The 15,821-nt window shown below is 66.3% G+C and carries 7 protein-coding genes; 2 read left to right on the top strand and 5 right to left on the bottom strand.

The window, feature by feature from the left end:
* Positions 1 to 3: 3 nt before the first annotated feature.
* The gene (locus GL284_RS03025; protein WP_155043168.1) at positions 4 to 780 is read right to left on the bottom strand and encodes a hypothetical protein; all 777 of its coding nucleotides are present in this window, start codon (positions 778 to 780) and stop codon (positions 4 to 6) included.
* Positions 781 to 1,180: 400 nt separating this feature from the next.
* On the opposite strand from GL284_RS03025, the gene GL284_RS03020 reads away from it, so the two are divergent.
* Positions 1,181 to 1,792: a sugar transferase gene (locus GL284_RS03020; RefSeq protein WP_341870311.1), complete on the top strand. Its 612-nt coding sequence runs from the start codon at positions 1,181 to 1,183 to the stop codon at positions 1,790 to 1,792.
* A gap of 410 nt (positions 1,793 to 2,202) precedes the next feature.
* Positions 2,203 to 3,393, top strand: coding sequence for a glycosyltransferase family 4 protein (locus GL284_RS03015; protein ID WP_155043277.1), 1,191 nt, complete (start codon positions 2,203 to 2,205; stop codon positions 3,391 to 3,393).
* On the opposite strand, the gene GL284_RS03010 is transcribed toward GL284_RS03015, so the two are convergent.
* Genes GL284_RS03010 through GL284_RS02995 form a run of 4 tightly spaced genes read right to left on the bottom strand, consistent with a single transcriptional unit; the run spans position 3,374 to position 15,803 of the window.
* Complete coding sequence (locus tag GL284_RS03010) at positions 3,374 to 3,997, bottom strand: 4'-phosphopantetheinyl transferase family protein (protein WP_341870310.1); 624 nt, start codon at positions 3,995 to 3,997, stop codon at positions 3,374 to 3,376. The genes GL284_RS03015 and GL284_RS03010 overlap by 20 nt on opposite strands.
* Complete coding sequence (locus GL284_RS03005) at positions 3,994 to 8,583, bottom strand: MupA/Atu3671 family FMN-dependent luciferase-like monooxygenase (RefSeq protein ID WP_155043166.1); 4,590 nt, start codon at positions 8,581 to 8,583, stop codon at positions 3,994 to 3,996. The genes GL284_RS03010 and GL284_RS03005 overlap by 4 nt, the downstream gene beginning before the upstream one ends.
* A complete protein-coding gene (locus tag GL284_RS03000; RefSeq protein ID WP_155043165.1) occupies positions 8,580 to 9,539 on the bottom strand; it encodes a glycosyltransferase family 2 protein in 960 nt (319 codons plus the stop codon). The genes GL284_RS03005 and GL284_RS03000 overlap by 4 nt, the downstream gene beginning before the upstream one ends.
* 3 nt (positions 9,540 to 9,542) lie before the next feature.
* On the bottom strand, positions 9,543 to 15,803 hold the full coding sequence (locus tag GL284_RS02995; RefSeq protein WP_155043164.1) for a type I polyketide synthase: 6,261 nt from the start codon (positions 15,801 to 15,803) through the stop codon (positions 9,543 to 9,545).
* Positions 15,804 to 15,821 lie beyond the last annotated feature (18 nt).

Below are 15,821 nucleotides of genomic sequence, written 5' to 3'. Positions count from 1 at the left end.
CACTCATTTCGCGTTGAACTCTTGCACGGTATCCTGCGCCAATTGCTGCAGGGCCGTCGCCTGATCCTTCGGCACCGCCGGATAGGGGCCATAGGCACCATCAAGCTGCGCGGGCAGGCCGACCGGGCTTTTTCCGGTCAACGTGGCATAGTGGATCATCGCCACATAATAGAAACCGGCATCCGTCGGATGAATGTCATCGCGGAAGAAATCGCGGATGGTCGCGGCGCCGGGAACCTTGCCCTCGGCCACCGCATCGTGCAGCCGGACCATGCCCAGCCCGGCGGGGATCAGCTTCATCGGCTGCGTGCCCTCGGGCAGTTGCGCATTCGCATCGTCCACGATGCCCTGCCACAGCGGCAGGTCACTGACGATCCGGTCACGCCACGCCTTGGTCGAGCCCGTCGCCTTGTCGTCGATATCGTCCCATGTCTCATAAAGATAGGTCTGCACCTTGGGGTTCGCGGCGGCGGCAGCCTTGATCCAGTCGGCGGCATATTGGCTGCTGGCGTGATATTCGATGGTGGTGGCCAGCGGCACACGCTCGGTCAGGACCAGAATGTCGACGGGGTTGCCCGGCAGCCATTCGCGGCCGTTCACCCCCTGCGCATTGGCGCTTTCCTTCCACTGCAGCTCAAGCGGTGCGCCATTCAGGATCTGAAACTCGACCGGAGCATCCAGCACGTCGCGCATCATCTCGGGCAGGGTCGGGCTGACAAGGCTGTGCCCGATATACAGGGCCGAGACGCCCTCAATCATGAATTGTAAAATTGAACTCATTTCAACCACTCCAAACAGACCGCACAGTTTGTGCACATACAACTTTAGAAACCGCTTGATTCGCGATCAGATCAACCACGACGCGACCGGATGCTGCTTCGCCGCAAACTTCTTCGCAGCCGCAGAACGGTTACCCAAGAGTCACCGCGGCGTCACGACGCAAACGCGGCCGCAGCACCCCCGCGAACTATAGCTAACCATATGAAATTAAACAAACCTATCCTTTTGGTTAGGCCCGCAATTGCATCTAGTTTTATTAAAAGTCGAAGCTATACTGCCCCTTGTAACGATTAGGTAGGTTTTACCAATGCCGAACTCTACGAACTTTGTTTCTTCTGATTTGGATTCTGTCGGTTCCCTGCTTCAACAGACGCAAAACGTCATTGCAGAGCCGATCGGTGTGCAGTCCTTTTATGCACGTTTTGTCAAGCGTCCCCTGGACCTGCTGGCCATCGCCGCTGCCGCGCCGATCGTCATTCCGGTCGTGGCCATTCTGGCGCTGATGATCATCGCTTATGGCGGCAAGCCGTTTTATACCCAGCTGCGTGTCGGCCGTTCGGGCCGGGCGTTCCGCCTGTTCAAGATGCGGACCATGGTGGACAATGCGGATGTGAAACTGGCCGAGTATCTGGCCAGCAATCCCGAAGCCAAGGCCGAATGGGATCTGACCCAGAAACTGAAGAACGACCCGCGCATTACGCCGGTCGGTCAGTTCCTGCGCAAGACCTCGCTGGATGAGCTGCCGCAGCTTCTGAACGTGTTTCTGGGTGACATGAGCATCGTCGGCCCGCGTCCGATGATGCTGGACCAGGCGCAGCTTTACCCCGGCGCCGACTACTACCACCTGCGCCCCGGCGTCACCGGCCCGTGGCAGATCTCGGATCGCAACGAAAGCAGCTTTGCCGCCCGTGCGACCTTCGATGCGGAATATGCGGCTGGTCTCAGCTTCAAGGGCGATGCGTCGATCATCACCAAGACCGTCGGCGTGGTTTTCCGCTGCACCGGCTACTGAGACCCGATACCTGACTGCGGAACGGGGCTGTATTTTCAGCCCTGTTCTGCGTGTTCCATGCAACGGAACTTGCGCCACGCGACGAAGAAGGTGGCAGCCGTCCCGCCCAGCGAATAGATCAGCAGCATCGACCACAGTGACAATCCAAGGGACGATCCCCCCAGAATTGCAACCGTCGCAGCAATCGCGACACCTATGGTCAATATGCCAGTCAGCTGACTACTCCGCCAAGATCAACGCTTAACCTGATTAGTGCCAATTTCTTAACGAATCGCTACTCAATTCGTAGTCTATGGCAAGCGGGGGGTTCAGTTCCGCCCAATGATAGTTAAAATTGAGCGTAATCTGGCCCAGACGGTAGGTGACAACCACCGGGCTTGGACAAAAGCGTTTTGAAAAGGGTTTACAAACTGCGAATCGGTTATCTGGTTAACACCTATCCGCGGCCCTCTCACAGCTTCATCCGGCGTGAGATCAACGCGCTGGAAGCCCTGGGCTTTCACATCCATCGCTTTGCCATGCGGGGCGATGCCCAGACGCTGACCGATCCCGCCGACCTGTCGGAGCACGCTAAAACCGAACGTGTGCTGGAAGCCGGAGCCGTGCGGCTGCTGCGCGACCTTGGTGGAAACAGGCAAATCCGCGCGGTCCTGCCACTGGCCCGTGCGCGGGCCAAGGCGGGCGAAAGCAGCCTTGCCCTGCAGATCATCTATGCGGCAGAGGGCGCGCGCGTCGCCGCCCGCGCGCGGGTGCTGGGGCTCGACCATATCCATGCGCATTTCGGCACGAACTCGGCCCGCGTGGCGGCCTATGCGCGCCTGCTGGGCGGGCCGCCCTTCAGTTTCACCGTGCATGGCCCCGAAGAATTCGACCGCCCCCAGCCACTGGATCTGGGCGGCAAGCTGGCATTGTCGGAATTCTGCGTCACCGTCAGCAGCTTTGGGCGGTCGCAGATGTATCGCTGGGCGGCGACGGCTGACTTGCCCAAGGTGCAGGTCGTGCATTGCGGGCTGGACCTGACGCGCTGGTCCGATCCCGCCCCGATGCCCGAAGATCCGCTGCATCTGGTGGCGGTCGGCCGGTTTGCCGAACAAAAGGGCTTCGGCCTGCTGATCCGCGCCTTTGCGCAGGCATGGCGGCAGAACCCCGACCTGCGCCTGTCCCTTGTCGGCGACGGAGAGCTGCGCGGCATGATCGAACAGACCATCGCCGCCGAAGGCATGGCGCAGGCCGTTCACCTGCTGGGCTGGCAGGACGAAGCCGGCGTCCGCGCCGCCATGGACAATGCGCATGCGCTGGTCACGCCCAGCTTTGCCGAGGGTCTGCCCGTCGTCATCATGGAGGCCATGGCCCGCGCCCGACCTGTCATCGCCACCTATATCGCAGGCATCCCCGAACTGGTGCGACCGGGGCAGGAAGGCTGGCTGGTTCCGGCGGGCGATGCCGATGCCTTGGCGCAGGCGATGCTGCAGGCCGCGCAGACCTCGCCCTCGACCTTGGCCGCGATGGGCCAGGCGGCACGGGATCGGGTGACCCAGCGCCACGATATCCGCGCCTCGGCCCAGCAGCTTGCCCGGCTGTTCAGCCGCGAAACAGACTGACCGCCAGAAAACAACCCGCAGCACGGCCCCAGCGCGCGCCGATCAGGCGCGTGCCCATGCAGGCCCGGACCCGGTCGCCGCGCAGCACCGCAGGCACGGCGCTGAAATCCAGCATCTGTCCGGTCAGCGGATATTGCGCCTTGAACATCGCCTCTTTGACGCAAAAGGCCAGCAAGGGCTGATCGGGCGACATGCGATACGGCGCGACGGTCGCGGCCAGCCCGTCGGGCAGCGCGGTATCGCAGGGCTCAAGATCGACGCCGACCGATGGGCCGCCTGCGGGGGCTGCCACCGCGACGCAGAACCCGCCGCTATGCGACAGGCTGGCCCGGACCCCGGCGGGCAGATCCGGCACGCGATCCGCGCGGGGCAGGATCGGCCGGTCGGCAGCCAGATCATGCCCGGCACGGCTGATCGCAAGGCGCAGGGCCGCGCGGCCGGTCGCGAATTCCTTTTGCCGCTTTGGCACGGCGCGCTGAATGACCGCCGCCTCGGCAGGCAGCAGGTCGCGGATATATCCCTCATCCAAGACTAAAGCCGCGCAGCCGAAGCCGCGCGGCAGCAGGCGCTGCGTCAGATCCAGCAGCGCCTCGGCACCGCTCACTTGCCGCGCAATTGCGCGCGCAAGGCCCGGCGCTTGGCCATGGCGTCGTCGCCTGCCGCGGCGGTGGTGACGACCTCGGGCGCAGTGGGGGCAACTGGCGCAGCGGCAACTGGCGCGGGCGCGACCGCGTTGGCCGGGGCCAGCGTGGCGACATGGCGCAGGAAATCGGCAAGAACCGGGAAGCGGAAGATATCCGTAACCCCCAGCCGAGGCAGCGCCAGCTTGTCGCGGATCGTCCGGTGCAACTGGATCGCCAGCAGCGAATGCCCGCCCAAGGCGAAGAAGTTGTCGCGCGCCCCGATCTGCGCCACGCCCAGAACCTCGGACCACAGGCGCTGCACATCCGCCGCCAGATCCGCACTGGGTGCGGATTGCGTGGCGGCAGGCGCGGCCACGACCGCCGCGACGGGTGCCGCCACCGCCACCGGCACGACGACCGAGCCGGGAACCGGCAATTGCTTGCGGTCGATCTTGCGATTGGGCGTCAGCGGCATCGTCTCCAGCCGGATGATCCGGCCCGGCACCATATGCGCGGGCAAGGCCGTCACCAAAGCCTGCCGCATCGCCTTTTCCTCAAGCCCCGTGCCGGTCACATAGCCGACCAGCCGCTTGTCGCCGGGCGTGTCTTCGCGCACCAGCGCCACCGCCTCGCGCACACCGGGCAGCGCACCCAGCGCGGCCTCGATCTCGCCCAGCTCGATGCGGAAACCGCGCAGCTTGATCTGGTGATCGGCGCGGCCGATATAGTCCAGCCCACCATCATCGCGCCAGCGCACCTGATCGCCGGTGCGATACATCCGCGCCCCCCAGGGCGAGGCGCGATCCGCAGGAACGAAAGGATCGGGGCGGAACGCCTTGTCCGTCAGATCCTCGCGCTGCCAATAGCCGCGCGTGACGCCATGCCCGCCGATCCACAATTCGCCCAAGGCACCGGGGGCGACGGGCGCGCCATCGGGGTCCAGCACATAAAGCTGCGTGTTCGCGATGGGCCGGCCCAGCGTGATTTCGGCGGCATCCGTCACATCGGCGGTGGTCGACCAGATCGTCGTTTCGGTCGGGCCATACATGTTCAGCACGCGCGCCCTGGTCACATTGCGCAACTCCGCCAGCAGCGCCGGAGGCAGCGCCTCGCCGCCCAGCATGACGCATTTCAGCCGCGCCATCGCCGCAGCCACGGTCGGATCCGAGACCAGAATCCGCCCCATGCTGGGCGTGCATTGCAGATGTGTCACCCCCCAGCGCCGGATCTGAGCGGCGATGGAATAGTCGCCCGCATCCGCATCGCCCGCCGGATTCACCGCCGCGCGCAGATCGGCCAGCATCGGGAAGCCCGCGACGACCTGTTCCGGCGCGATGCCATAGTCGATCAGGCAGGCGATTTCGCCGACGCCGATCGTCTTGAGATGTTCGACCCGCGCGATGGCATCGTCCATCGACCCGAACAGGCCCGAATCCTCGAAATAGCGCAGGAAGGCGAATTCAAGGATGCCGTCCAGCTCATCCTCGGACAGCGAGCCAAGGTCGATCGCCATGGGATTGGTCATGCCTTCGGGCTTGCGGAAGGCCGGGAAGTCCCAGGCATATTGTTTCACCAAGGCCGCCGCGCTGCGCAGATAGTTCTTCATCGGCTCGCGCGCGATCTCGCGGGCGGTTTCGCGGTCCTGGGCCAGACAGGTATGCAGCATCAGCGTGACGGTGAAGTCGGCAGGATCATGACCCGCCGCACGCAGCGCCGCGTGGTAATCCTTGATCCGCGCCGCCACCGTGTCGATGCTTTGGCCCAGCAGATGGGTCAGGACGTTCATGCCCAGACGCCCGGCCTCGACCCAAGTTTCGGGGTTGCCGGCCACGGTCATCCACAGCGGCAATTCCTGTTGCACCGGACGCGGCTGCGTCACGACAGCGAAACTGCCGCCGCCCTGACGCGGAAATTCGACCGCATCGCCCCGCCACAACTGACGCAACTGTTCGATCCCCGCGATCATCGCGGTCTTGTTGTTCGGCGGCGCGTTTTCGGGGCGCAGCACGAAATCGTCCGGCTGCCAGCCCGAGGCGATGGCCAGCCCCGCCCGACCGCCGGTCAGGTTGTCGATCACCGCCCATTCCTCGGCCACGCGGGCCGGGTGGTGCAGCGGCAAGACGCAGCTGCCCGCCCGCACCGCGATGTTTTTCGTCACCGCAGCCACCGCAGCACCCGACACCGCCGGGTTCGGATAGGGTCCGCCAAAGGCATGGAAATGCCGTTCGGGTGTCCACAGCGCCACAAAGCCATTTTCATCGGCAAAGCGCGCACCATCTAGCAAAAGCTGGTATTTGCGCGGCCCCGGACCGTCATCATTGCCCCAATAGAACAGGCTGAAGGCCATTTCGCCCTGCACCACCGGCGCCGTTCCGGACACCGCCAGCCGCGATTCCTCTCCGGCAATGACCAGACGCAGGCCGCGCGCCAGCGACCAGAAAATCTCCAGCACCGAGATGTCGAAGGACAGGCTGGTCACCGCCAACCAAGCATCGCCGGGCGCATGCGGAATGACCGCATCCATGCCGACAAAGAAGTTCGCGACGTTGCGATGTTCGACCATCACGCCCTTGGGCCGCCCGGTCGAACCCGAGGTATAGATCAGATAGGCCAGATTTTCCGGCCCCGCCCTCCGCGCGGGCGCTGTGGCCTGCGCCGGGATCGCGGTCGGGATCGGCACGACCTGCGCCTGATGGCTGGGCAGCCGGTCGGCAATGCCGTCCTGCACCAGCACGACCCGCGCGCCGCTGTCTTCGATGTAAAGCTCGATCCGGTCGGCGGGGTAATCCGGATCCAGCGGCACATAGGCGCCGCCCGCCTTCCAGATCGCCAGCGCCCCGATCACCAGTTCGGGCGAGCGTTTGGCAAACAGCCCGACCGGCTGATCCGGACCGACACCCAGTTCCACCAGCCGCGCCGCCAGCGCGTCCGAGGCCCGCGCCAGTTCCGCCCGGCTCAGCTTGCGGTTTTCAAAGGCCAGCGCGACGGCATCGGGATCGGCCTTCGCGGCCTCGTCGATCAGATCGTGGATGCAGGCCAGCCGCAGATCGACCACGGTATCGTTGCGCGTCACCAGCAGGTCGCGCAACTCATCGGCATCCAGCAGCGAAATATCCTTCAGCGCGGTTGCGCCGGGCAGCACCAGACCGGCATCCAGCGCCCGCGCCATGCGCTGCGCCTGCACCTCGCTGACGCGCGCCGGATCGTGAAACAGCGCCGCGCCGTCACCTGACAGCGCAATCGTCAGCGCCGCATCGGCCAGCGGGTCCAGATCACGCAGGTTGATCGCCAGATCGGGCGTTGCCGCGTCGCGCAGTTCGGGCGCGCGGGCGGGCAGATCGGCAAGGAAGAAGCCGCGCGCCTGCGCCTCGGCCTGCCTGTCCGCAATCTGCGCGGCCAGTTCGGCCAGCGACATGTCGCCTTGCGCCTGCACCTCCAGCGGCTGCCAGCCCGCGACCAGCGAATCGGTCGGCAGATCCGCCGGACGCAGCGCCAGATCCAGCTGCGGTTGCGCCGCCAGCCGCGCCAGCAGGGCGGCGGCCAGGGCCACCCGCTCGGCCGAGGCGCCGGGCATCAGCTCGATCCGCGCCATCTTCCCCGAGGCCTCACCGCCCAGAACCGCCGGCACCATCCGGCCCAGCCGCTTGCGCCACCAGCCATCCTGCTTGGCCGCCGCCTGCGACAGTTCGGTCAGCCGCGCGCGGTCGCCCGGTGCCAGCACGACGCCCAAGGGCGGCACTTCGCGGAATTGCAGGCGCACCGCGCCATCCGCCGTCGCAATGACCGCCATATTCCCGTCATGCGAGATCACCGTTCCCGGCGCCGCCGATCCTGCCGCGACACCGCCAAAGCCCGTCACCGACAGCAGACGGTCGCCCGCCAGCACCTTCGCCTCGGTCAGGGGGTTCCAGTAGCCGCCATGATCCAGACCGCGCACCAACGCGCCGATCGTGGCCGAGGGCTGGTTGAAATCAATTACCCCCGCCGCCTCGGGGCGCTTGTCCTTGCCGACATAGCTGCGCTGCGCCAGATCCTGCGCCACGCGCTGCGGGCCCGCGCCCTCAAGCTGGGCCACGACATCAGGGAAGCTTTCCGCCGCGCGGGCAAAACAGCGCGCATTGACCGTCAGCGCGGTGTCATCGTCGCGCAGATCGAACAGGCGCTGCGCCAGAATGTCGCCCTCATCGACGCCGCCTTCGATCAGGTGCCAGGTGATGCCATGCTGCGGCTGGGCCCCGATGATCGCCCAGACCGGCGCATTCAGCCCGGCCAGACGCGGCAGCGGGCCGTCATGAAAGTTGATCGCGCCCTTCTGGCCACGCGCCAGCATCTGCGGCTTCAGGATCGACAGGTTCGCGACGCTGAACAGCCAATCCGCGACCGGCGCATCCTCGGGGATCGGCGCGTCCTGATCCTCGACCCGCAGCCCCTCGCCCTGCGCCCAGCCCGCCAGTTCCGGGTTGCGCGTCACCACGGCTGCGACGCGATGCCCACGCTGGATCAGCGTATCCGCCGCGTGACGCAGCAGCAGTTCATTTCCAACCAGAATCGCAGAAAATTGCGTCATGGCTTACCCTTTTCAACATGAGCAGGGGCGGGCTGGCGGCGCAAGGCGTGGCGCGTCAGCTGGCCCAGATGACCGGGAGGAACCCCCGTGGCCTGCCGCTGCACCAGACAGCGCAAACGCCACAGCGCCTCGCCGCCCAGCACAGCCGCCGTCGCCACAAGCGCGCCGGCCCGGCCGTGATGCTTTTCGAAATAGCGGCGGCGCGAGTCGTACCAGTAATCCGGCACGCGCTTCCACGTCTTCATCCCCGTGCTGGCCGAGCCGATATGCTCGACCACGCTTTCGACGACGTAATGGGTCTCATACCCGGCTTTCGCAGCGCGCAGGCACAGGTCAGTTTCTTCAAAATACAGGAAAAAGCCTTCATCGAACAATCCGATCCGGTCCAGCATGTCGCTGCGCATCATCATGGATGCACCCGCCGACCAGTCCACGCGACCCGATGTCGCGGGCTGCGGCATGGCGACGACGCGATTGCGCAACAGCCGGGTGACGGGGCCGCTGCGGCTGGCAGCCTCGAATTCTCCGGCCGCGCTGGGAAAGCGGAACGCGGTCAGATGCGGCGCGCCATCGGTGCCGACGATGCGCGAACAGGCGATGCCCGCCTGCGGATGCGCGGCCAGATAATCGACCAGCTCCTTGATCGCGCCGGGCTGCGGGATCGCGTCGGAATTCAGCAGATAGACCAGATCGGGGCGCCGCCCGTCCGGCAGGCCCACGCGGATGCCGTGATTGTTGCCCGCGCCGAAACCACCATTCCAGCCCGACTGCACCACGGCAACCCGCGGCCAGTCGCGCGCCGCCTGCGACATCTTCTCGAACGAACCATCGCCCGAGTCGTTGTCGACGATGGTCACGCCACCGTCCAGCAGCTCGATCTCGCGCAGGGCGGCGGCGGCGGCATCCAGCGACATGTCCGCAGTGCGCCAGTTCAGAACAACGACTTGCACGCTCATGTCTTACTCCGCCGCCTTGGCACGGGCCGAGGCATCGTCGGCATTGCGCAGCAATTCGCGCAACACACTGGCCATGCGGCGCACATTCGGTTCCAGCACCATGCTGTCATGATCGCCCGGCACCTCGATCACCTGAAGCTGCGGCATGAAGGGGGTCCAGCCGTTATCCTCCAGCAGATATTCGCGCGCCGTGGTGACCCAGCGCCCGCCCGAGACCTTCCAGCGCCGGTCCAGCGGCGGACGGAACATCGCGACCGGCCCGTCCCAGTTGGTGACGGTCATGCCCGGCAGCCATGACAGGAAGGCGGCCTCGATCGCCAGATCGTGGAACGCGCCTTCGGTGGCGGTCCCGGTTTCCAGCGCCTGCGCCTTGCGGCGCTTGCCGATTTCATACTGCACGCGGTCGCCGACCCATTTCTTGACGAAGCCGAACCCGCCTTCGCGCAATTCGCCCAGCCGGATCAGCTTGCGGTCCTGCTTGCTCAGCGGCTCGCGCAGCGGCAGCGGCGTGTCCAGCATGACCAGCATCGCGACCTCTTCGCCCTCGGCCCGAAGCTGGCGCGCCATTTCATACGCGGTCAGCCCGCCGCCCGAAAAGCCGCCCAGCAGATAGGGACCATGCGGCTGGATCTGCCGCAGCTCGGCCAGATAGTCGCGCGCGGCCTCGGCGAAACTGTCATGCGGCTTGTCGTCGCCCAGCAATCCGCGCGCCTGCAGGCCATAGAACTTGCGATCCGCGCCGACGCGCTGCGCAAGCTGGCGCAGGTTCATGATATTGCCGAACATGCCCGCGACGATGAAGAACGGCGTGCCGTCGCCGCGCCCGCCCATATCGACAAGAAAGCGGTGCCGCACACGTTCGGCGGGCAGGCTGCGGATGTTTTCGACATGCACCTCGCGCGGGCCGGTGCGCTCTTCGATCAGCGCGGCCAGCGCGGCAATCGTCGGCGCCTCGAACAGGGTCGAGATCGGCAGATCCACGTCGAATTTCTTGCGCACCTGCCCGAACATCCGCACGGCAATCAGCGAATGGCCGCCCAGATCGAAGAAGCTGTCGGCCGCGCCGACCTGCGCGATGCCCAGCAGTTCCGACCAGATCGCCGCAAGTTCGGCCTGCGTGCCGGGCGTGGGTTCGACGAAATCGCTGTCCAGATCGGGGCGTTCAAACCCGCCCTCGCTGGGGGCGGCATCGGCCACGACCGCCGCCTCGGCGATCAGCGCGTTCAGATCCAGCGATGACACATAGACCTGCGCCAACCCGGACGAGATCGCGCGGCTCAGCATGGCCGGACCGACCGCCGCCGGGATGCCCTGACTGATGTTCTGATGCAACCGCCGTTCGGCGGGCGACATGCTGCGCGGCTGCACCCGCGCCTTGGGCTGGGCCGAGAAAGCCGCGCTTAGCTTGCGCAGGGCAAAGCCCTTGATCTCGGCCACGACCGTGCCGTCGGGCGCGGCCAGCGTGATGTCGAACTGCGCCATTCCCAGCGCATCGGTGTTTTCGCCCGCATTGCGGATGCGGCTGATGACCCGCGCCGGCAGCGGCGCATGGATGCGGATCGAGCGATACCCCATCGGTGCCCAAAGCGCGTCGGGCGTCCAGCCCTTGATCAGCGCCATGGCCCAGCCGGTCGCGATGTCCAGAAGCGCGGGATGCGCCAGCCAGTCGCCCGGCTCGCTTGCGAATTCCGGGGCCAGCGACAGTTCGGCCATGCCCTCGTCGCCCGCGATGCGGAACCGGCGCAGCACTTTCCAGCGCGGCCCGAAATCCATCTGCCGTTCCTGCGCCGAGGCGATGGCCGCCCCCTGCCCGTCCTGATCCCACGGCCCGGTTGCCACCAGCGGCTCGGGCGCGGCTTCCTGCAAGGGCGCGATCAGCGCGGTGACATTGGCCGCACCTTGCGGATCGTCCAGAATGGTCACGCGCAGCGCCTCGCCCGCAGGCTCGACCCGCGTGGTGACCAAGGCGGTCTCCTCGACCAGCACGGGGCGCTGGAATTCCAGCTCGCGGATGATGATCGGCAGGCTCAGGCCGGATTCCAGCGCCGCCTCGGCAATCAGTTCGATCCAGCCCGTGCCGGGCATCAGTGCCTGACCCGAGGCGGTCTTGTGGCCGCCGATGATCCAGTCATCCATGCGCAGCGCAGTGCGGAACTCGCGCCCGCCCGGCAGCGGCATCGCTTCATCCAGCAAGGGCCGCGCGACGGGGGCACCCGCCGCCACCGCATGATCCAGACCCAGCGCGCGGGCCGCCATGCCCGCATCGGCCCAAACGCCCCAGTTGACCGCGACCGTGCGGCCCAGCGCCTTGGGCGCAGACCGCGCCACTGCGTTCAGATATTCGTTCGCGGCGACGTAATCGGCCTGACCCGCAGGCGCGATCACCGAACTGGTCGAGGCAAACAGCACCGTCAGCTTCGGCGGCGCCTCGGCCAAGGCCGAGATCAGCGCCTGCGTCCCCATCAGCTTGGGCGCCAGCACGTCCCAGCAATCATCGTCGGTCTTGGCCGCGATCAGGCTGTCGCGAATGACGCCCGCGGCGTGCAGCACCACATCCAGCCCGCCGAACCGCGCCCGCGTTTCAGCCGCCGCGCGGGCCATTTCATCGGCGCTGGTCACATCGGCACGCAGGGCGATGACCTGCGCACCCAAGGCCTGCAACTGCTGCAGCGCCAGTTGCACAGGCGCTGCATCGACCGAGCCGCGCGTGGTCAGCGCCAGTTTTGCGCCGCGCGGCGCAAGCTCGCGGGCAATCGCCTGACCGATGCCGCCGAAGCCGCCGGTAATCAGGCAGACCGCGCCATCGGGAATGCCCGCCATGCCGTCATCGGCCAGCGCCACATGCTCCAGCGATTGTTCAAACCGACGGCCATCGCGCCATGCGCAGACCGGCGCGCCTTGCGGGGCCAGCGCTTCCTCAAGCAGCAGGGCAGCGGCATCGGCGGGGCGTTTGGGCAGGCGGATATCGACCAGACGCGCGGCAATGTTCGGCATCTCATGCGGCATCACCCGGATCGGGCCTGCGGCGGTGGCCTTTTCGGGCGCGGCGGCGTCTTCATCGGCCACGCGCAGGGCGTCGTTGCAGATGGCGATCAGGTCCAGCTTCGCCTCGGGCAGTTCCGACGCGATGGCCTGCGCCAGATGCAGAAGACCAAAGAAGCCCCGCTCAAGCTGGCTGTTCAGCAGGCTGGAACCGGCGCGGAATGCCGCCCCCTGCGTCACCGACCACAGATGCAGGATGCGGTCCGGGATCATGCCTTGGGCGGCCAGCGCGGCCAGCAGCATCTCATAGCCTTCGCGGTCGGATTCGACCGGCAGCGTGAACTGCCCCTGCCCCTTATCGGCAAAGGTATCGGCGATGCGGACCATCGCGACCTGCTGGCCCAGATCCGCCAGCAAACCGCCCAGCCGTTCGCCGATCCCCAGATCATCCGCAAAGATCAGCCAGTTGCGGGTGCCGTTCACCACCGGCCCCTTGGGTCCGATCTCGATCGCCGGAGAGGCCAGTTTCCATGCCGGACGCCAGCCCCATTGGGCGGTGTCGTCGATGCGGGCAAGCTCGGCCTCGGCCTCGGTCGCGGCACTGGTCGAGCGTTCGATGAAATAGCGTTTGCGCTGGAACTGATAGCCCGGCAGCGACAGGCGCAGCCGCCGCGCACCGCCCCAGATCTGATCCCAGTCGATGCGCCCGCCGCAGGTCCAGACGCGGGCCAAAGCCCCCATGAAATAGGTATCATCGCCCGTCGCATGGTCACGATGGCGCAGCGTGGTGATGACCTGATTGGCGCCCACCGCAGGATGCGCCTTGGCCATCGCCTGCATGGCGCGACCGGGGCCGACCTCGAGGAAGATCCGGTCAGGGTTCTGGGCCAGATGCGCAATGCCATCGGCAAAGCGCACCGTGCCGCGCAGATGCTGGACCCAGTAATCCGGGCTGGTCGCCTGCGCATCGCTCAGCGGCTGGCCGGTCTGGTTCGAGATGATCGGGATCTGCGGCGCGTTCAGCGCAATGCTGGCCAGATAGGCGCGGAATTCCGCAAGCACGCCGTCCAGCAGCCGCGAATGCGCGGCGATGGAAATGGCGATGCGCTGACATTCGATATCGCGCTGCGCCATGCGGGCGGCGAACTGGTCCAGACCGGCATCCGGCCCCGACACGACCGACATCGAAGGGCCGTTCACGGCGGCCAGATCCAGATCCAGCTCGGCCAGTTCGGCGGCGAAATCGGCAGGCTCCAGAGGCACGGACAGCATTCCGCCCGCAGGCACGCGGTCCATCAACTGGCCGCGCAGCCGGACAAGGCCGATGCAGTCTTCAAAGCTCATGATGCCAGCGATACAGGCGGCGGTGTTTTCCCCCATCGAATGCCCGATCAGCGCCGTCGGCATCACGCCCCACGACATCCAAAGCTGCGCCAGCGCATATTCGGTGATCATCAGCAGCGGCAACTGCAGCGAGGGTTGCAGCAGTCGCGTATCCGCCCCTGCCTCGGCCCCCGGCTCGGGCAGCCACAGCGCGCGCAGATCCGTGCCATGCGCCGATGCCATGTGGTCAAGCCCACGGTCCATCCAGTCGCGGAAGACCGGCTCGGTCTGGTAAAGACCGCGCGCCATGCCGGCATATTGCGCGCCGCCGCCGGGCAGCATGAAAACAGGCTCGGCCCCATCGGCGACATGCTGATGGTCAAACACCAGACGCGTATCGTCGCTTTCCAACAGATCCGCCGCCTCGGTCGCGTCATGGGCGATCAGCACGCGGCGACGGTCGAACTGTCGCCGGCCTTGGGTCAGGGTAAAGGACAGATCGGCCAAGTCGGTGTCGGGATGGGCGCGCAGCCACGCCGCCAGCGCCGCCCCGTTCGCATCGACCGCCGCCTTGCTGCGGCCCGAGACGGCGATGATGTGGAACGGCCAGTCCGATTCCTCGGATCCCGGCATTTCGGGCGGCTGTTCCAGAATGGCATGGGCATTGGTGCCGCCGACGCCCAGAGAGTTGACGCCCGCCCGGCGCGGCCCGGCAATCGGCCAATCGCCAAGCGCGGCATTCACGCGGAACGGTCCGCCGTCGAAATCGATGGCGGGGTTCGGCGCTTCATAGCCAAGGCTGGCGGGGATGCGGCCATGATGCACGGCCAGCGCCGATTTGATCAGCCCGGCGCTGCCCGCCGCCGTATCCAGATGCCCGATATTCGTCTTGACCGAGCCGATATGGCACGGCCCCTGCCGCGTGCCGTCGCTGACCCGCGCATAAGCCTGATTCAGCGCCGCCACCTCGATCGGGTCGCCAAGCGCGGTCCCGGTGCCGTGGCATTCGACATAGCCGATGCTGTCCGAGGCGACGCCCGACATCACCAGCGCCTCAGAAATCGCCTGCGCCTGACCTTCGACGCTGGGGGCCAGATAGCCCGCCTTGGCCGCGCCGTCATTGTTCAGCGCGCTGCCCTTGATGACGGCCCAGATATGGTCCCCGTCCGCAATCGCGTCCTTCAGCCGCCGCAGCACCACCACCGCCGCGCCGCTGCCGAACACCGTGCCCTGCGCCCGGTGATCGAAGGCGTGGCAATGGCCATCGGGCGACAGGATTTCGTTTTCCTTGTAAAGATAGCCCACGCCATGCGGCATCTCGATGGTGACGCCCCCGGCCAGAGCCATATCCACCTCGCCCGAGTTCAACGACTGGCAGGCCATGTGGATCGCCACCAGCGAGGTCGAGCACGCCGTCTGCACGTTGATCGAGGGTCCGGTCAGGTCAAACACATGGCTGACGCGGGTGGACAGGAAGTCCTTGTCATTGCCGGTATGGCGCAGCAGGAAATGGCCGACGCCATCGACCAGATCGCGGTTGGAACACACGTTCCAGTAGAAATAGCTGCCCATGCCGCAGCCCGCCCAGACACCGACCGGGCCGTCGAATCCTTCGGGCGTATGGGCGGCATCCTCCAGCGCGTGCCAGCAGGTTTCCAGAAACTTGCGGTGCTGCGGATCCATGATCGCCGCCTCTTTGGGCGACAGACCGAAGAACTCGGCATCGAATTCGTCGAACTGGTCCAGAATGGCGGCCGAGGGCACATAATTCGGGTCGGAAAGCCGGGCACGGGCTTCGCCACGCGCGATCAGATCGGCCTGCGGAACGCGCTGGATCGATTCGACCCCACGGCACAGATTGTCCCAGTATTGCGCGACAGTCGCGGCACCCGGCAATTGCGCCGCCATCCCCACGATCGCAATGTCACTGTCCGAAACCAGATCCTGATCGAAGGCCATGGGCAACCCCTTCTGAAG

The organism is Paracoccus shanxieyensis (assembly GCF_009711265.1).
In the GTDB taxonomy this organism is placed as follows: domain Bacteria; phylum Pseudomonadota; class Alphaproteobacteria; order Rhodobacterales; family Rhodobacteraceae; genus Paracoccus; species Paracoccus shanxieyensis.
Note: the sequence above shows the minus strand (reverse complement) of the source record. Positions and strands in the feature narration are given on the sequence as shown.

Bases quoted from the DNA above. Each gene is read 5' to 3' on its own strand.
- GL284_RS03025 (WP_155043168.1), bottom strand. From the start codon at position 780: ATGAGTTCAATTTTACAATTCATGATTGAGGGCGTCTCGGCCCTGTAT.
- GL284_RS03005 (WP_155043166.1), bottom strand. From the start codon at position 8,583: ATGACGCAATTTTCTGCGATTCTGGTTGGAAATGAACTGCTGCTGCGT.
- GL284_RS03000 (WP_155043165.1), bottom strand. From the start codon at position 9,539: ATGAGCGTGCAAGTCGTTGTTCTGAACTGGCGCACTGCGGACATGTCG.
- GL284_RS02995 (WP_155043164.1), bottom strand. From the start codon at position 15,803: ATGGCCTTCGATCAGGATCTGGTTTCGGACAGTGACATTGCGATCGTG.